This window comes from Serratia sp. BNK-23 (genome assembly GCF_047456145.1).
In the GTDB taxonomy this organism is placed as follows: Bacteria; Pseudomonadota; Gammaproteobacteria; order Enterobacterales; family Enterobacteriaceae; genus Serratia; species Serratia nematodiphila.
In genome coordinates, this window is the sequence record NZ_CP179900.1 from 2,268,850 (window position 1) to 2,285,004 (window position 16,155).

Sequence of the window (16,155 nt, forward strand, 5' to 3'; positions counted from 1 at the left end):
TATAAAAGTTGGCACGGGTTTTGATTATCTCTTTGGGCAAGCTGTACGACTTAACGCGGCGCTTCAGACGCCATCAGAACCAAGAGGAAGTGAATTATGGGTATTTTTTCTCGTTTTGCCGACATCGTGAACGCCAACATCAACACCCTGCTGGACAAGGCGGAAGATCCGCAGAAGCTGGTGCGGTTGATGATCCAAGAGATGGAAGACACGCTGGTTGAAGTCCGTTCTACGTCGGCGCGCGCGCTGGCGGAGAAAAAGCAGTTGCTGCGTCGCATCGAGCAGGGCGAAAGCCAGGTCAGCGACTGGCAGGAAAAAGCCGAACTGGCGCTGCGCAAAGATAAAGAAGACTTGGCCCGCGCGGCGCTGATCGAAAAACAAAAGGTTGCCGACCTGATCGCCACGCTGACGCAGGAAGTGGCGACCGTAGAAGAAACGCTGGCGCGCATGAAGAGCGAAATCGGCGAGCTGGAAAACAAGCTCACCGAAACCCGCGCGCGGCAGCAGGCGCTGGCGCTGCGTCATCAGGCCGCGTCTTCTTCCCGTGAAGTACGTCGCCAGCTCGACAGCGGTAAGCTGGACGAGGCGATGGCGCGTTTCGAACAGTTCGAACGCCGCATCGACCACATGGAAGCCGAAGCGGAAAGCATCAGCATCGGTAAAAAGAAGTCGCTGGACCAGGAGTTTGCCGAGCTGAAAGCCGACGACGCCATCAGTGAGCAGCTGGCGGCGCTGAAAGCCAAGATGAACCGCTCAGAGTAAGGCGAACCGCGGCCACACACCGGAGGTGGCCGCCAATCCAGGACCCGATAAGAAGGAATAACAATGAGTGCTTTATTACTTGCCATTCCGCTGACAATTTTCGTGCTGTTTGTCGCGCCGATTTGGCTTTGGCTGCATTACAGCAATCGGCAACAGACTGGCATCCAACTGAGTCAGCAAGAAATGCAGCGCCTGGCGCAGCTGGCGGAAGACGCCAAACGCATGCGTGAACGCATTCAGGCGCTGGAAGAGATCCTTGATGCGGAACACCCGAACTGGAGACAGTCCTGATGAGTAATACGCTGGGCAGTAAAAAGCTTTATCGCGTACCCGAAGAAGGCATGGTGAAAGGCGTCTGCGCCGGTTTGGCCCACTATTTCGACGTGCCGGTGCGCCTGATCCGCGTGATGGTGGTGCTGTCGCTGTTCTTTGGGCTGTTCTTCTTCACGCTGGTGGCCTATATCGCGCTGGTGTTCGTGTTGGACGAGGCGCCGGCCAGCCGCTTCGAAGGCGAGCATCAGAAGACGCCGCGCCAGCTGCTCGATCAGCTGGAGTATGAGCTGGGCAGCGGCGAGCAGCAGCTGCGTCAGGTCGAGCGTTACGTGACGTCCGACACCTTCGGCGTACAGAGCCGTTTCCGCAAGCTGTAACCCTTCTTGCGAGACCCGGCCTGCGCAGGCCGGGCATCTTCGCCGCCGTTATCCCGTGAATAACCTTAATCGTCTTGTGCCGGAGGGCATTGTCATGAATAAAATCGATGTCGCGAACACCGCCAGAACGGGTGGATTTAAACGAGGAGCGGCGGCAATGTTGAAGACATTGGCTAAAGTCATCATCATAGCGTTATTGAACTATGGCCCGGCGGGCGCTGCCGGCTGGCTGTTGAAAACCGTCGGCCGCAAACCGGTGCGCTTCGTGCTGGCGCTGGTGCTGGAACCGCTGTTCCGTAAAGGCCTGAACAAGGCATTCGGGCGTTACGTCAAGGAGAGCAATGAAACGACTGCAAAATGAGTTAACCTCGCTGGTCAACCGCGGAATGGATCGCCATCTGCGCCTGGCGGTGACCGGCCTGAGCCGCAGCGGCAAAACCGCCTTTATCACCGCTTTCGTTAACCAACTGCTGCATGTGCACAGCGGCGCGCGCATGCCGTTGTTTTCACCGGTGCGCGAAGAACGCCTGTTGGGCGTTAAACGCATCCCGCAGCGCGATCTCGGCATCCAGCGTTTCACCTATGACGAAGGGCTGGCGCAGCTGTACGGCACGCCGCCGGCCTGGCCGACGCCGACGCGCGGCGTCAGCGAAATTCGTCTGGCGTTGCGCTACCGCTCCAACGACTCGCTGCTGCGCCACTTTAAAGACACCTCCACGCTGTACCTGGAGATCGTCGACTATCCCGGCGAATGGTTGCTGGATCTGCCGATGCTCGAACAGGATTACCTGGCCTGGTCGCGCCAGATGACCGGGCTGCTGCAGGGCGAACGCGCCGAATGGGCCAAGCCCTGGCTTGAGCTGTGCAAAAACTGCGATCCGCTGGCGCCGGCCGACGAAAACCGCCTGGCGGCGATCGCCCAGGCCTACACCGATTATCTGTTGCGTTGCAAGAGCGAAGGGCTGCACTTCATTCAACCGGGGCGTTTCGTGCTGCCGGGCGACATGGCCGGCGCGCCGGCGCTGCAGTTTTTCCCGTGGCCTGACGTGGCCGCGATCGGCGAGTCGAAGCTGGCGCAGGCCGACAAACACACCAACATCGGCATGTTGCGCGCTCGCTTCAATTACTACTGCCAGTCGATCGTCAAGAACTTCTACAAAGAGCATTTCGTCCGTTTCGATCGGCAAATCGTGCTGGTCGACTGCCTGCAGCCGCTCAACAGCGGCCCGCAGGCGTTCAACGACATGCGTCTGGCGCTGACCCAGCTGATGCAGAGCTTCCATTACGGCAAGCGCACGCTGTTTCGCCGCTTGTTCTCGCCGACCATCGACAAACTGATGTTCGCCGCCACCAAAGCGGACCATATCACCGCCGATCAGCACGCCAATCTGGTGTCATTGCTGCAACAGCTGGTGCAAGAGGCGTGGCAGAATGCGGCGTTCGAAGGCATCAGCATGGATTGCGTCGGCCTGGCCTCGGTGCAGGCGACCGAGAGCGGCATCGTCGATCATCAGGGGCAGCGTATCCCGGCGCTGAAGGGCAACCGCCTCAGCGACGGCGCGCCGCTGACGGTGTTCCCTGGCGAAGTGCCCGCCCGCCTGCCGGGGCCGGCGTTCTGGCAGAGCCAGGGGTTCCACTTCGATGAATTTCGCCCGCGCGCCATGAGCGTGGACAGCCCGTTGCCGCATATCCGTCTGGATGCGGTGATGGAATTTTTACTGGGAGACAAATTGCGATGAGCGAGCCGATCAAACCGCGTATCGATTTTGACGAGCCGTTGCAGCCGCCGCAGGAACCGGCGTTGCGCGCCGGCGTCGCTTTCGACGCCGAGCAGGCGGAGAGCTTCTTTCCGGCGGCGCCGGAGCTGCAGCAGGAAGAGGAGGAAGGGCGCGCCGAAGGCATCATTAACGCCGCGCTGAAACCTAAACGCAGCCTGTGGCGCAAAATGGTGACCGCCGGGCTGGCGCTGTTCGGCGTCAGCGTGGTGGCGCAGGGCGTGCAGTGGGTGCATACCGCCTGGGTGCAGCAGGACTGGATCGCCATGGGCGGCGGCGTGGCCGGCGGCCTGATCGTGTTTGCCGGCGTCGGTTCGGTGGTCACTGAGTGGCGGCGTTTGTATCGGCTGCGCCAGCGCGCGGAAGAGCGCGACGTGGCGCGCGAGCTGTTGCACAGCCACGGGCTGGGGCAAGGGCGCGAATTCTGCGAGAAGCTGGCGCGCCAGGCCGGGCTGGATCAGGGGCATCCGGCGCTGCAGCGCTGGCAGGCCTCGCTGCATGAAACGCAAAACGATCGTGAAGTGGTGGAGCTGTACGCCAAACTGGTGCAGCCGGTGCTCGACAATCAGGCGCGGCGCGAAATCAGCCGCTCCGCCGCCGAATCGACGCTGATGATTGCCGTCAGCCCGTTGGCGCTGGTGGATATGGCGTTTATCGCCTGGCGCAACATCCGTTTGATTAACCGCATCGCCGCGCTGTACGGCATCGAACTGGGTTACTTCAGCCGCATTCGTCTGTTCCGGCTGGTGCTGCTCAATATCGCCTTCGCCGGCGCTTCCGAGCTGGTGCGCGAAGTGGGCATGGACTGGATGTCGCAGGATCTGGCGGCGCGGCTGTCGGCGCGCGCGGCGCAGGGCATTGGCGCCGGGCTGTTGACCGCGCGGCTGGGCATCAAGGCGATGGAACTGTGCCGCCCGCTGCCGTGGCTGGAAGGGGAAAAACCGAAGCTTGGCGATTTCCGCAGCCAGCTGATCGGCCAGTTGAAAGATACGCTGAAAAAGGGCGACGGCAAGGCCAAATAACCCCACGACGGCGCTCTCAGGAGCGCCGTTTTCTGAGCGGTGCCGACGCCGGACGTAATCGAGACTTGACGACAGTCGATCCCCCTGTGATTGCGTGATAAATCTCTGAAAAATTAATTATGATTGTGATAACTCTCTGTTTGCAGGCTAAAATGACGCCGATGCTGTTATTCACTTGCGTTTAAAATCAGCAACCACGGCAATAAATCAGAGTTCTGTCAACTTTTGCTGACAGATCGCTTCTACCGCCCGGTGCGAGGGAGTATCATCATCGCTAACGATCCCCGCACCTGCAGAGATAAGGCCAACACTGATGCGTTTGGAAGTATTTTGCGAAGACCGCCTCGGTCTCACTCGAGAATTACTCGATCTTTTGGTATCGCGCAGCATTGACTTACGTGGCATCGAGATCGATCCCATCGGCCGCATTTACCTCAATTTCTCCCAGTTGGATTTCGATACTTTCCGCGCGTTGATGGCGGAGATCCGCCGCATCGCCGGCGTAACCGACGTGCGCACCGTCAGCTTTATGCCTTCCGAACGCGAGCATCGCGCGCTGCGTGCGCTGCTGGAGTCGATGCCGGAGCCGGTGTTCTCTATCGATATGAAGGGCAAGGTCGAGCTGGCCAACCCGGCGGCGCTGGCGCTGTTCAGCCTGAGCGAAGACAAGATCCGCAACCAGACCGCCGGGGCGCTGATCGGCGGCTATAACTTCAGCCGCTGGCTGGAGAGCGAGCATACGGCGCCGCACTCAGAACGGGTGGTGATCCGCAGCCAGGACTTCCTGATGGACATTACGCCTATCTATCTGGAGGACGAACAGCAACAGCCGGCCGCGGTTGGCGCGGTGGTGATGTTGAAGTCCACCGCGCGCATGGGCCGCCAACTGCAAAATCTGTCGGTGAACGACGATACCGAATTCGACCACATCGTCGCGGTGAGCGCCAAGATGCGTCACGTGCTGGAGCAGGCGCGCAAGCTGGCGATGCTCGATGCGCCGCTGCTGATCGTGGGCGATACCGGCACCGGCAAGGATATTCTGGCCCGCGCCTGCCACCTGCGCAGCCCGCGCGGCAAGCAGCCGTTCCTGGCGCTGAACTGCGCCGCGCTGCCGGATGACGTGGTGGAGAGCGAGCTGTTCGGCCATGCGCCGGGCGCTTATCCCAACGCGCTGGAAGGCAAAAAGGGCTTCTTCGAGCAGGCCAACGGCGGTTCGGTGCTGCTGGACGAGATCGGCGAAATGTCGCCGCGCATGCAGACCAAACTGCTGCGTTTCCTCAACGACGGCACGTTCCGCCGCGTCGGCGAAGAGCATGAGGTGCACGTCGACGTGCGCGTGATCTGCGCCACCCAGAAGAACCTGACCGAGCTGGTGCAGCGCGGCGAATTCCGCGAAGACCTCTATTATCGCCTCAACGTGCTGACCATCACCATCCCGCCGCTGCGCGAACGTCCGCAGGACATCATGCCGCTGACCGAGCTGTTCGTGGCGCGCTTCGCCGATGAGCAGGGCGTGGCGCGGCCCAAGCTGGCGAACGATCTGGGCGGCTTCCTCAGCAAATACGGCTGGCCGGGCAACGTGCGCCAGCTGAAAAACGCCATCTACCGCGCGCTGACGCAAACCGAAGGCTACGAACTGCGGCCGCAGGATATCGTGTTGCCGGAGTTCGAGGTGGAGATGTCGTTGGGCGACGAGGTGCTGGACGGCTCGCTGGACGACATCAGCAAGCGTTTCGAGCGCTCGGTGCTGACGCGCCTGTATCGCACCTATCCCAGCACCCGCAAGCTGGCGAAGCGCCTGGGCGTTTCCCATACCGCCATCGCCAACAAGCTGCGCGAGTATGGCCTGAGCAGCCGTAAAGGCGGCGCCGAGGGAGAAGAATAAGAAAGGCGCCTTGCGGCGCCTTTAGCGTGTTTCCAAAGCCGGCGAACGCCGGCTTTGTTATTTCAGCGCTGCCAGCGCCGCGTCGTAATCCGGCTCGGTGGTGATTTCGTTCACCAGCTCGCTGTACAGCACGTTGTCCTGGCCATCCAGCACCACGACCGCACGCGCGGTCAGGCCTGCCAATGGACCTTCGGCGATTTCAACGCCGTACGCCTGCTTGAACTCGGCGCCGCGCAGGGTAGACAGGGTAACCACGTTGCTCAGGCCTTCCGCGCCGCAGAAACGCGACTGCGCGAACGGCAGATCGGCGGAGATGCACAGCACCACGGTGTTATCCAGGCCGCTGGCCAACTGGTTGAATTTACGCACCGACGTCGCGCAGACGCCGGTATCGATGCTTGGGAAGATGTTCAGGACTTTGCGTTTACCCGCGAAGCTGCTCAGCGCTACGTCTGACAGGTCTTTGGCAACCAGCGAGAAGGCCTTGGCCTGTTCGCCCTGCTGTGGCAGTTTGCCCGCTACGCTGACCGGATTGCCTTGAAAATGTACTGTCTGAGTCATTGCTAGATTCCTTTTACAGGTGTTTATACAAAGGGTATGAACCTGATGGAACGGCGCGCCGGCGCCGGCTGTTAACATCAGGTTCACACCCTGGCGCCAGTTTATGACAAGCGGGGCGGATTGGATATCAAAGTTTGCTAAATAGTTGTATATATTAGGCTGTTCTATAAAACATCACCGGCGCATCAGCCTGCCTGGATGCGCAGTTTTCGCTCAGGAGCCGTTATGAGAGACATGCGTTTTTACCCGGAAGCCTGGCCGCTGCACACCGCCTTCGTGATCGCGCGCGGCAGCCGCACCGAAGCCAGGGTGGTGGTGGTCGAAATCGAACAGCAGGGCGTGCGCGGCGTCGGCGAATGCACGCCGTATCCGCGCTATGGCGAGAGCGAGGAATCGGTGATGGCGCAGCTGGCTGAGATGGCGCCGGCGATCGCGCAGGGCATCACCCGCGAGCAACTGCTGACGCAGATGCCGGCGGGCGCGGCCCGCAACGCGTTGGACTCGGCGCTGTGGGATCTGGAGTGTCGTCTGCACGGGCAGAGCCTGTGGCAGCGCAGCGGCGTGACGGCGCCGGCGCAGATCCGCATGGCGCAGACCGTCAGCATCGGCACGCCGGAAGCGATGGCCTTCGCCGCGCGTGAGCTGGAGAGGCAGGGCGCCACGCTGCTGAAGATCAAACTCGACGATCACTATATCAGCGAGCGGCTGGTGGCGATCCGCGCCGCGGTGCCGCAGGCGACGCTGATCGTCGACGCCAATGAATCCTGGCAGGCGGAAGGGCTGGCGGCGCGCTGCCAACTGCTGGCCGATCTTGGCGTGGCGATGCTGGAGCAGCCGCTGCCGGCCGGTGACGACGCCGCACTGGAGCACTTTATCCATCCGCTGCCGATCTGCGCCGATGAGAGCTGCCACACCCGGGCCGATCTGCCGCGGCTGGCGCAACGCTACCAGATGGTCAACATCAAACTGGACAAAACCGGCGGCTTGACCGAGGCGTTGGCGCTGGCGCAGGCCGCGCGCGAACAAGGGTTCGCCATCATGCTCGGCTGCATGTTGTGTACGTCGCGGGCGATATCCGCCGCCTTGCCGCTGGCGCCGGCGGCGCGCTTCGTCGATCTGGACGGCCCGACCTGGCTGGCGCGAGACGCTGAACCGGGCCTGGCGTTCGAATGCGGGGCGATCGTCGAGCTCGCCCCGTAGGGATTAATCCGGGTAGGTCAACAGCTCGGTCATCGCGTCGATGTAACGCTCGCTGGCGGCATCGGCGGAGATCGGCGGGAATTCGGCGGTGATGCAGGGCAGCGACAGATCCGCGCACCAGCTGCCGAACGAGCCGGGCGTTTCATAACCGACGCTGGTCACCAGCGGCAGCTCGAACTTGTGCGACAGCCAAACGCCGAGCCGCGAGCTGGCGGGATCTTCAATGCAGGCCAGCGGCTCATGGAACGACACCACCCAATGCGGCTTCAGGCGATGGATCAGATGACACAGCGCCTGGGTTTCCGGTTCGGAGCCGGGGCGCCCGCCGGTGGAGAGCCTGACGTCGCGCACCGGCGCCGCGCTGTTCCAGCGATAGACGGTGTCGCCGGAGCGCCAGTTGGCGGCCGGGAAGTTGCGGTTCAGATCGACGCCGTTGGCATTGGCGCGCAGCCCCAACTGGCAGCCGTCGGGGTTGACCGCCAGCACCACGTGGTGGCGCAACTGTTCGGGGGCGATGCTGCGCAGCGCGCAGGACAGGGTTACGATGGCGGCGCTCTCATCGCCGTGGGTGCCGGCGATGATCAGCCCGGTCTGCGGGCCGCTGACCGCCGCCGGGAAATAGAGCAGCGGTGCGCCCAGCAGCGAGCTGCCGTAGTTCTCTCCTGCGATGGCCAACTGGCCACGTTCACTGCGCGGTCGATGTTCGGTCATGGTGTTGTCCCTGAGTTAAAGGCCGAGAGTCATTGTCATTTTATTCAGTGTATTACGCTTTGAGACATCTTTCCCATCGCAATTGTGCGGCGTTTGCGCGATCTGTGATGCGGTAACGGCGAAAACGCCAATTAAACCGCACCTGGCCTGAGGCTGTTGTTATACTAACGGCAGAGCTAAGCCAATCACCCGCAAGAGGATTTAACATGCCAGTAGCCAGAATCATCGCCAGCTATAGCGAAAATGAAAATGACACCATCACGCTGCTGTGCGGCGTAGACGCTGAAAACCAGATCCGTCAGGGGGAATGGTTCGGCGTGGTGAAAAACGACGACGGGCGCGGGGACGAATCGAACTATCCGTTCACCCTGCATATCGATTACCAGAAAGATGCCTTCTACCTCGACTACGGTTACGACGACGCGGATGCGCGCCAGCTGCAAAAAACCGATATCTCGGCACGTCCGCTGGCCGAGAAAGGCTTTTTCACCGTGTTCGATGAAGAAGAGGGCGAAGAGTTCAGCTACCGCATCAACAGCATCCACTTGTACGACTGACGGTCGCCGCTGCAAACACCGCCCGTGCCGCCCTGCGCCGCACGGGTTTTTTTATCGCCTGAATCGCACTTTTTGCAACTTCTCGGCCGTGAGCGCTAGGCCGGATGGATCTTGTGCTATATGATAAAAAATTCAGATGGTTAACGGGGGACAAATCACAATGACGGGAAAAAAAATGCAACGGGGTTTTCGTTTGGCGCTCTGCGCGGCGGCGATCGGCGCCTGTATGAGCAGCGCCATGGCGGCGCAGGTTCCCCCGGGCACCGCGCTGGCGGACAAACAGGAAATCGTGCGCCACATTAAAGACGAACCGGCCTCGCTCGATCCGATCAAAGCGGTGGGCTTGCCGGAGGCGCAGCTGGCGCGCGATCTGTTCGAAGGGCTGGTCAATCAGGACGCCAACGGCAAAGTGATCCCCGGCGTCGCCACCCGCTGGCAGACCAGCGACAACCAGACTTATATTTTCCATCTGCGTAAAGACGCGCGCTGGTCAAACGGTGACCCTGTCACGGCAAAAGACTTCGTCTACAGCTGGCAGCGGCTGGTAGAACCGAAAAATCTGTCGCCGTTCGCCTGGTTCGCGCAGCTGGCGGGGATCCAGAACGCCGAGCAGATCATCAGCGGCAAACTGCCTGCCGATCGCTTGGGCGTATCGGCGCCGGATGACTACACGCTCAAGGTGCAGTTGGATAAGCCGGTGCCGTACTTCGTCAGCCTGACGGCCAACTTCAGCCTGTTCCCGGTGAACAAGGCGGTGGTGGAAAAATACGGCAACGACTGGACCAAGGTCGGCAATCTGGTGGGCAACGGCGCGTTCAAACTGCAGGAGCGGGTGGTGAACGAGAAGCTGGTGCTGACGCCTAACGACCATTACTGGGATCATGCGCGCACCGTGCTGACCAAAGTGACCTTCGTGCCGATCAACCAGGAATCCAACGCCACCAAGCGTTACCTGGCGGGTGACATCGACATCACCGAATCCTTCCCGAAAAATATGTATCAGAAGCTGCTGAAAGACATCCCGGGGCAGGTGTACACCCCGGATCAGCTCGGCACCTATTATTACGCGTTCAACACCCAGCGTGCGCCGACCAACGACGTGCGGGTGCGTCAGGCCTTGTCCTACGCCATCGATCGCAAGATTATCGCGGAAAAAGTGCTGGGCACCGGCGAAAAACCGGCTTATCACTTTACGCCGGACGTCACCGCCGGGTTCAAACCGGAAGCGAGCTTGCTGCAACAGCAGCCGCAGGCGGAGCTGGACGCGCAGGCCAAGGCGTTGCTGCAGGCGGCCGGTTACGGCCCGAACAACCCGCTGAAGCTGACGCTGCTGTATAACACCTCTGAAAGCCACCAGAAGATCGCCATCGCCGTGGCCTCGATGTGGAAGAAAAAGCTCGGTATTGACGTCAAGCTGCAGAATCAGGAGTGGAAAACTTACATCGACAGCCGCAATACCGGCAATTTCGATGTGATCCGCGCCTCCTGGGTGGGTGACTATAACGAGGCGTCGACCTTCCTGTCGCTGCTGACCTCCACCCACAGCGGCAATATCGCCAAGTTCAAGAATGCGGACTACGACAAGCTGCTGGCGCAGGCGGGGCGGGAAACCAACCCGGCGGCGGTGACCGCCGATTACAACAAGATGGAACAGATCATTGCCGATCAGGCGCCGATCGCGCCGATATATCAATACACCAATGGCCGCCTGATCAAACCGTGGGTAAAAGGCTACCCGATCACCAATCCGGAAGACGTGGCCTATAGCCAAACGATGTATATCATCAAACACTGAGTCGATTTATTTATCGCCCCCGCGCAATGTGGGGGCGTTATTTTTTTCGGCGGCGAAACCACGAGGCTAATTAATTTTTCCACGCGACAAACCCCGTTTAATAATAAACAGGGTTGCCATCATCACATTAATATTGTCTATTTCAGAGCGCGGTTACGCTTACAGACAGTCCCGCATGGCGTCCACCACTACGCGGCCGCTCATATCGGTCTGAGTAATGCGGTAGCTGGTGGGATAAGAACGGCGGGTACTGAAACGATCGTGGACGGAGACCTTGCCAATCTGCAGGCCGGCGGCGTTTTTCACCACGAACTCACTGATCTCTTCCTGGCCCTGGTTTTGCAAATGAATATTGCTGATTTTTTCCAGCGTATCGCTGGCGCTTATTTTTAAATGGTCGCGTAACATAACTACCTCCTCGTAGTGAGAAAAGTATATGCCCCTAAAATTTGCGCTGAAACAGCTTTGTGTTGATTTATTATTATCATTTTGAATTAAAATTGATAGCAATATGTTAAGTCATAATAATAACGGCATTACCAGCGCTTTATCGGTGATATTGTCTGATTTATCGGCAAGGGTTTATTTCATTGCCGTTATTATTAGTCTGCATTAATGGGAAACAGCGTGTGCCTGGCCGCCGGAGCCGGAAAGACGCAGGCGACGTTGTGCCCACAGCCGGGTACGATCGTTAACCGATGCGGCTTATCCGGCGCCAGATAACGTCGGTCATAGTCGGCATAGGCCAGGGCGCGCTGCAGCCGATAGGGACCCTGCAGCTGGGCGGCGCAGGATTTGTCGAGTATCCGATAGTAGGCGCCCGGCGCGGTGCCGGTATCATCGGCGGCGGCCAGATAGGTGATATCGGCCGCCGCATAGCGCCGGCGGGCTGCGTCGGCGGTGCGCTGCAGGTGAGCGGGAAACGTTTCCAGACCGTATTTCCAACGATTGGCCTGCGGGCAGCGGCCGTCGTCCAGCGTTTGCCAGCGGAAGCGGCAGGTTGTTTCACTGCCGCAGCTTCCCCAGCTTGTGGGCAGAGGGCGCAGGTTGTCAAAATAGAGCCAGCTGCCCGGATCGGCCACCACATAGCGCATACGCACTCCGCTCGGCGGATGAGCAAAGCCGACATAATGCTGCACGAATTGGGCGCCGGCGGAAAAACCAGCCACGGTGATCGACTGCAGCGAAGGCCAACGCCGTTTCAGATCGGCCAGCAGGTTATCCATGGCGTTGAACGAGCCGGTTTTCCCGCCATTATCCAAACCGCCTGCGATCCACGAGCCGCAGCGCCAGAGAGCGTCACCGTCTTGCGGCCGTGGCAGACCGGCGGAATGGCAGTGGACGGCGAGTTTCACCGGAACCTGGAACAGCGGGGCGACCAGCAAACTGTTGTCTCCCGCTCCCTGCGCGGCATCGATCGCCGCTTGCAATGTCTTGGCGGCGTCGCGTGGATGCCCGTGCATCACCACCAGCGCGGTACGCGGCTGGGGGGATCGAGCGCGAGCGACAAAATAAGGCAGGGAACCCGCCGCCGTCGGCGCGTGGTAGGGCGTGGCGAGACGTTCTAACACCGGCTCTGCGCGAACCGATTGGCCGAACAGCAGCAGGGTGGCCATGGCGATGCCGCGCAGACGGCGCAGCCTCGTCAGGTTCGGCGCAGCACCGTGCGCATTTGTCTCAGGACTTCCCGGCATCGTTGTTCCTCACGCGCGCGTTGATAGTAGCGATAAAAGGCGCGTTCCGAACTGAGGTTACCCGCGCGTGCCAGCTGCCTGAAGGTCAGGAATGCCAGGCTGAACATAATCATAATAAATAATAGGCCGGGGAACAGCAGCTGCCAGCCGTCGGTGATGCGTGCATTAGGCAGATAGCGGAGTGAATGGGGCGTAATCAATACCCCAAACTGCTGCAGCCCCCATTGAGTCAAAGCGGGGAACAGCACCAGCAGCGTAACGAACACCAAATACAGCAAAAAATAGCGGCAGGAAAGCAGGAAACGTTTGAAAGCGTTATTAGCGCTTGGCCGCAACACGAAGCCAGCGGGCGTGGCGCGCAAGATTTGCTGACGGCCACCGGTGAAGCGATAGCGTTCCAGCGCCGCTACGCTGTCCGGTAACGCCAACAGCAGCTGCAGCGCAGTGAGGCTGGCGCTGCTGTTGCCGATATAGTCGCGAAAGCGCAACAGGCGTATGGGGGCGCTTTGGGGCTTCTCGACGGATTCGAGCAGGTTTAGCAGCTTATCGTGGTTTTCCCGCCGAATGCGGAAGGGCGTTTTGACGAGGGCGAAAAACATCGCGCCAAAGGCGCCTACGGTGGGTACGACGATGTCCAGAAAAGTTTTTAGCATGGCGATCTCCTGCGGTTCTCCGTTCGTTCCTTGCGGCAGAAGTATAGATCACGTTTATGGGACAACGAGAAAACTGGCGTTACAGCTTGGCCTTTGATCTCCAAAGCGTTAACGCTAGACTCAGCAACATAAGCAAGACTGAGGGGATAAATGAATGGATGTGATTGAGGGGAGCGAGCTGCAGGTCGCCGATGCGGTTTACGCCTACCAGCTGGATGGCAAGGGGGGCGTCACGCCGATCGAGCGGGATGACAAGATCACCTGCGACGCGCCTTGCTGGCTGCATCTTGATTACGCGCACCCGGCCAGCGCCGAATGGCTGAGCACCACGCCGCTGCTGCCGGACTCGGTGCGCGAAGCGCTCTCCGGCGAAAGCTCACGGCCGCGCGTCAGCCGCCAGGGCGAAGGCACCATGATCACGCTGCGCAGCATCAACTTTAACGCCAACTCACGGCCGGACCAGTTGGTCACCATTCGCGTGTACATCACCGATAAACTGATTATCTCCACGCGGCACCGCAAGGTGTATTCCATCGATCAGGTGGTGAATGATTTGCAAAGCGGCGCCGGGCCGACCAACAGCGGCAGCTGGCTGGTGGAGATTTCCGATGCGTTGACCGATCACACCAGCGAATTCATTGAGGATCTGCACGACAAGATTATCGATCTGGAGGACGCCTTGCTGGAACAGCAGGTGCCGGAGCGTGGCCAGCTGGCGCTGATCCGTAAACAGCTTATCGTGCTGCGCCGTTACATGGCGCCGCAGCGCGACGTCTTCGCGCGGCTGGCCAGCGACCGCCTGCCGTGGATGAGCGATGACGATCGTCGGCGCATGCAGGATATCGCCGATCGCCTGGGACGGGGATTGGACGATCTGGACGGCAGCATCGCGCGCACCGCCATCTTGTCCGACGAAATCACCACGGTGATGGCCGACGCGATGAACCGCCGCACTTACACCATGTCATTGTTGGCGATGGTATTTCTGCCCACCACTTTCCTGACCGGGTTGTTCGGGGTCAACCTTGGCGGTATTCCGGGCGGCGGTAATCCTTTCGGTTTCGCGGCATTTTGCCTGATGCTGGTCGGATTGGTGCTTGGCGTCGCTTGGTGGCTGAAGCGCAGCCGCTGGCTGTAGGCAAAAATGACGAAAACCCGGTTAACATTGAGCAAAATCAACATTTAGCCGGGGGAAATGGGGCATGATCTCTCTCGCAGGTGAATGCAACGTCAAGCGATGGGCGTTGCGCTCCATAATTGTCTTACTTTCTTATTTTGAATTACTGCATAGCACATTTGATTCGTACAATGCCGGTTTAATCACCGGCATTTTTTTATTCGATTTCCTTCTTCTTCAGGCCGCGCTTTCATCCCAGAAGCTGGCTTCAATCTTGTGCCCATCCAAATCACGGACAAAGCAGCCGTAGTAAGCCTCGCCGTAATGCGGCCGCGAACCGGGCGCGCCTTCATCGACGGCGCCGGCCAGCAGCGCCTGGCGATGGAATTCATCCACCTGTTGCTTACTGGTAGCGAAAAAACCGACGTGCGTGCCATTGCCGGGCGAGGCCGGCTGGCCGTCGATCGGCACCTGCAGCCAAAACTCCGGGTAGTCGCGGCCGTAGCCAATGGCGCCGGGATGCTCCAGCACGCGTCGGCAACCCAAAGCGGCCAGCGCACGATCGTAAAAGGCGGCGGCGGCCTCGAAATCGTTGGAGCCCAGCGAGACGTGGGACAGGCAGGGGGTGATGTTCATTGCGCGATCTCCATATGACTGTATAAATAAACAGTATAGGGTAAAAACGGCACTGCCCAGCAAATTTTGCGCAAACTGTGAACAGGATCGAGATCGTCGGGAAAGAGAAATGTCGCCGCTCGCAGGATGGCAAGCGGCGAGGGGGCTTATTTGATTTCCAGCACGTTCAAACGCTCTGGCGCAGGCGCCGCGTCGTCCGAGTCTTCCGGCTGCCAGCCGACCGGCTGCATCGGGATGTCTTCGCGATCGAAGGCCAAATCGCCGCCGTCCACCACCGCGCTGCCGTGGTGAATGCCTTTGAAATCGAACAGGTTGATATCGCTCAGGTGCGAAGGGACCACGTTCTGCATGGCGCTGAACATGGTTTCCAACCGGCCTGGGTAACGCTTGTCCCAGTCGCGCAGCATGTCGCCGATCACCTGGCGCTGCAGATTAGGCTGCGAGCCACACAGATTGCATGGAATGATCGGGAACGCTTTGGCGATCGAGAAACGCTCGATGTCTTTCTCGCGGCAATAGGCCAGCGGGCGGATGACCACGTGTTTGCCGTCGTCGCTCATCAGCTTGGGCGGCATGCCTTTCATCTTGCCGCCGTAGAACATGTTGAGGAACAGCGTCTGCAGAATGTCGTCGCGGTGGTGGCCCAGAGCGATCTTGGTGGCGCCCAGTTCGGTGGCGGTGCGGTACAGAATGCCGCGGCGCAGGCGCGAACACAGCGAACACGTGGTTTTCCCTTCCGGGATCTTGTCTTTAACGATGCTGTAGGTGTTTTCTTCGACGATCTTGTACTCCACCCCCAGGCTTTCCAGATAGGCGGGCAGAATGTGCTCCGGGAAGCCGGGCTGTTTCTGATCGAGGTTCACCGCCACCAGCGAGAAGTTGACCGGCGCGCTTTGCTGCAGATTGCGCAGGATCTCCAGCATGGTGTAGCTGTCTTTGCCGCCGGACAGACAGACCATGATGCGGTCGCCTTCTTCAATCATATTGAAATCGGCGATCGCTTCGCCCACGTTGCGGCGCAGGCGCTTTTGCAATTTGTTCAGGTTGTACTGCTCTTTTTGGCTAACGGATTGCTTTTCTGACATTTAAATCGTGCTCATTCTCAATGGGGGGCACTAGGGGCATGGCGTTATAGAC

At 59.9% G+C, this 16,155-nt stretch carries 18 protein-coding genes; 11 read left to right on the forward strand and 7 right to left on the reverse strand.

Annotation, left to right across the window (positions count from 1 at the left end):
- Positions 1 to 96: 96 nt before the first annotated feature.
- From pspA to tyrR, 7 genes are all read left to right on the forward strand, one after another.
- On the forward strand, positions 97 to 762 hold the full coding sequence (gene pspA / locus ACMGF9_RS10750) for a phage shock protein PspA (RefSeq protein ID WP_004930555.1): 666 nt from the start codon (positions 97 to 99) through the stop codon (positions 760 to 762).
- Between the two features lie 63 nt (positions 763 to 825).
- Positions 826 to 1,053 (forward strand): envelope stress response membrane protein PspB, encoded by a 228-nt coding sequence (gene pspB / locus ACMGF9_RS10755; RefSeq protein WP_004930553.1) that lies wholly within the window; start codon positions 826 to 828, stop codon positions 1,051 to 1,053.
- Entirely contained in the window at positions 1,053 to 1,412 is a 360-nt protein-coding gene (gene pspC, locus ACMGF9_RS10760) for an envelope stress response membrane protein PspC (RefSeq protein ID WP_015378011.1), read from the forward strand. The genes pspB and pspC overlap by 1 nt, the downstream gene beginning before the upstream one ends.
- A gap of 94 nt (positions 1,413 to 1,506) precedes the next feature.
- Positions 1,507 to 1,773: a phage shock protein PspD gene (gene pspD, locus ACMGF9_RS10765; protein WP_031299672.1), complete on the forward strand. Its 267-nt coding sequence runs from the start codon at positions 1,507 to 1,509 to the stop codon at positions 1,771 to 1,773.
- Positions 1,754 to 3,151 (forward strand): YcjX family protein, encoded by a 1,398-nt coding sequence (locus ACMGF9_RS10770; protein ID WP_118891991.1) that lies wholly within the window; start codon positions 1,754 to 1,756, stop codon positions 3,149 to 3,151. The genes pspD and ACMGF9_RS10770 overlap by 20 nt, the downstream gene beginning before the upstream one ends.
- Positions 3,148 to 4,209 carry a YcjF family protein gene (locus ACMGF9_RS10775; protein WP_015378009.1) on the forward strand — a complete coding sequence of 354 codons (1,062 nt, stop codon included), beginning with the start codon at positions 3,148 to 3,150 and terminating at the stop codon, positions 4,207 to 4,209. Before ACMGF9_RS10770 ends, ACMGF9_RS10775 begins: the two co-directional genes overlap by 4 nt.
- Positions 4,210 to 4,522: 313 nt before the next feature.
- On the forward strand, positions 4,523 to 6,094 hold the full coding sequence (gene tyrR / locus ACMGF9_RS10780) for a transcriptional regulator TyrR (RefSeq protein WP_015378008.1): 1,572 nt from the start codon (positions 4,523 to 4,525) through the stop codon (positions 6,092 to 6,094).
- Positions 6,095 to 6,151: 57 nt separating this feature from the next.
- On the opposite strand, the gene tpx is transcribed toward tyrR, so the two are convergent.
- On the reverse strand, positions 6,152 to 6,655 hold the full coding sequence (gene tpx, locus ACMGF9_RS10785) for a thiol peroxidase (RefSeq protein ID WP_004930536.1): 504 nt from the start codon (positions 6,653 to 6,655) through the stop codon (positions 6,152 to 6,154).
- Between the two features lie 225 nt (positions 6,656 to 6,880).
- On the opposite strand from tpx, the gene ycjG reads away from it, so the two are divergent.
- A complete protein-coding gene (gene ycjG / locus ACMGF9_RS10790) occupies positions 6,881 to 7,855 on the forward strand; it encodes an L-Ala-D/L-Glu epimerase (protein ID WP_015378007.1) in 975 nt (324 codons plus the stop codon).
- A 3-nt stretch (positions 7,856 to 7,858) separates the two neighbouring features.
- On the opposite strand, the gene mpaA is transcribed toward ycjG, so the two are convergent.
- Positions 7,859 to 8,566, reverse strand: a complete 708-nt coding sequence (mpaA, locus tag ACMGF9_RS10795) for a murein tripeptide amidase MpaA (RefSeq protein WP_004930517.1) — start codon at positions 8,564 to 8,566, stop codon at positions 7,859 to 7,861.
- A 206-nt stretch (positions 8,567 to 8,772) separates the two neighbouring features.
- Here mpaA and ACMGF9_RS10800 point away from each other — a divergent pair, with 206 nt between their 5' ends.
- Complete coding sequence (locus ACMGF9_RS10800; protein ID WP_015378006.1) at positions 8,773 to 9,123, forward strand: hypothetical protein; 351 nt, start codon at positions 8,773 to 8,775, stop codon at positions 9,121 to 9,123.
- A gap of 160 nt (positions 9,124 to 9,283) precedes the next feature.
- Positions 9,284 to 10,918 (forward strand): peptide ABC transporter substrate-binding protein, encoded by a 1,635-nt coding sequence (locus ACMGF9_RS10805; protein WP_033650282.1) that lies wholly within the window; start codon positions 9,284 to 9,286, stop codon positions 10,916 to 10,918.
- Positions 10,919 to 11,077: 159 nt separating this feature from the next.
- Here ACMGF9_RS10805 and ACMGF9_RS10810 read toward each other — a convergent pair whose 3' ends face one another.
- The 3 genes from ACMGF9_RS10810 to ACMGF9_RS10820 all read right to left on the reverse strand — a co-directional run bounded on the left by ACMGF9_RS10810 (position 11,078) and on the right by ACMGF9_RS10820 (position 13,265).
- The gene (locus tag ACMGF9_RS10810) at positions 11,078 to 11,326 is read right to left on the reverse strand and encodes a hypothetical protein (RefSeq protein WP_015378004.1); all 249 of its coding nucleotides are present in this window, start codon (positions 11,324 to 11,326) and stop codon (positions 11,078 to 11,080) included.
- Between the two features lie 194 nt (positions 11,327 to 11,520).
- Entirely contained in the window at positions 11,521 to 12,612 is a 1,092-nt protein-coding gene (locus ACMGF9_RS10815) for a hypothetical protein (RefSeq protein ID WP_414160224.1), read from the reverse strand.
- The gene (locus ACMGF9_RS10820) at positions 12,564 to 13,265 is read right to left on the reverse strand and encodes a hypothetical protein (RefSeq protein ID WP_076741190.1); all 702 of its coding nucleotides are present in this window, start codon (positions 13,263 to 13,265) and stop codon (positions 12,564 to 12,566) included. Before ACMGF9_RS10820 ends, ACMGF9_RS10815 begins: the two co-directional genes overlap by 49 nt.
- Before the next feature lie 154 nt (positions 13,266 to 13,419).
- On the opposite strand from ACMGF9_RS10820, the gene zntB reads away from it, so the two are divergent.
- Positions 13,420 to 14,403: a zinc transporter ZntB gene (gene zntB, locus ACMGF9_RS10825; protein ID WP_004930499.1), complete on the forward strand. Its 984-nt coding sequence runs from the start codon at positions 13,420 to 13,422 to the stop codon at positions 14,401 to 14,403.
- A gap of 216 nt (positions 14,404 to 14,619) precedes the next feature.
- Here the strand turns inward: zntB and ACMGF9_RS10830 are convergent, their stop codons facing one another.
- A complete protein-coding gene (locus tag ACMGF9_RS10830; RefSeq protein WP_075684402.1) occupies positions 14,620 to 15,018 on the reverse strand; it encodes a VOC family protein in 399 nt (132 codons plus the stop codon).
- 146 nt (positions 15,019 to 15,164) lie between these two features.
- Positions 15,165 to 16,103: a tRNA 2-thiocytidine(32) synthetase TtcA gene (ttcA, locus tag ACMGF9_RS10835; RefSeq protein WP_004930494.1), complete on the reverse strand. Its 939-nt coding sequence runs from the start codon at positions 16,101 to 16,103 to the stop codon at positions 15,165 to 15,167.
- Between the last annotated feature and the right edge of the window lie 52 nt (positions 16,104 to 16,155).

Coding starts and splice junctions, on each gene's coding strand:
- pspA (WP_004930555.1), top strand. CDS start 97: ATGGGTATTTTTTCTCGTTTTGCCGACATCGTGAACGCCAACATCAAC.
- pspB (WP_004930553.1), top strand. CDS start 826: ATGAGTGCTTTATTACTTGCCATTCCGCTGACAATTTTCGTGCTGTTT.
- pspC (WP_015378011.1), top strand. CDS start 1,053: ATGAGTAATACGCTGGGCAGTAAAAAGCTTTATCGCGTACCCGAAGAA.
- pspD (WP_031299672.1), top strand. CDS start 1,507: ATGAATAAAATCGATGTCGCGAACACCGCCAGAACGGGTGGATTTAAA.
- ACMGF9_RS10770 (WP_118891991.1), top strand. CDS start 1,754: ATGAAACGACTGCAAAATGAGTTAACCTCGCTGGTCAACCGCGGAATG.
- ACMGF9_RS10775 (WP_015378009.1), top strand. CDS start 3,148: ATGAGCGAGCCGATCAAACCGCGTATCGATTTTGACGAGCCGTTGCAG.
- tyrR (WP_015378008.1), top strand. CDS start 4,523: ATGCGTTTGGAAGTATTTTGCGAAGACCGCCTCGGTCTCACTCGAGAA.
- tpx (WP_004930536.1), bottom strand. CDS start 6,655: ATGACTCAGACAGTACATTTTCAAGGCAATCCGGTCAGCGTAGCGGGC.
- ycjG (WP_015378007.1), top strand. CDS start 6,881: ATGAGAGACATGCGTTTTTACCCGGAAGCCTGGCCGCTGCACACCGCC.
- mpaA (WP_004930517.1), bottom strand. CDS start 8,566: ATGACCGAACATCGACCGCGCAGTGAACGTGGCCAGTTGGCCATCGCA.
- ACMGF9_RS10800 (WP_015378006.1), top strand. CDS start 8,773: ATGCCAGTAGCCAGAATCATCGCCAGCTATAGCGAAAATGAAAATGAC.
- ACMGF9_RS10805 (WP_033650282.1), top strand. CDS start 9,284: ATGACGGGAAAAAAAATGCAACGGGGTTTTCGTTTGGCGCTCTGCGCG.
- ACMGF9_RS10810 (WP_015378004.1), bottom strand. CDS start 11,326: ATGTTACGCGACCATTTAAAAATAAGCGCCAGCGATACGCTGGAAAAA.
- ACMGF9_RS10815 (WP_414160224.1), bottom strand. CDS start 12,612: ATGCCGGGAAGTCCTGAGACAAATGCGCACGGTGCTGCGCCGAACCTG.
- ACMGF9_RS10820 (WP_076741190.1), bottom strand. CDS start 13,265: ATGCTAAAAACTTTTCTGGACATCGTCGTACCCACCGTAGGCGCCTTT.
- zntB (WP_004930499.1), top strand. CDS start 13,420: ATGGATGTGATTGAGGGGAGCGAGCTGCAGGTCGCCGATGCGGTTTAC.
- ACMGF9_RS10830 (WP_075684402.1), bottom strand. CDS start 15,018: ATGAACATCACCCCCTGCCTGTCCCACGTCTCGCTGGGCTCCAACGAT.
- ttcA (WP_004930494.1), bottom strand. CDS start 16,103: ATGTCAGAAAAGCAATCCGTTAGCCAAAAAGAGCAGTACAACCTGAAC.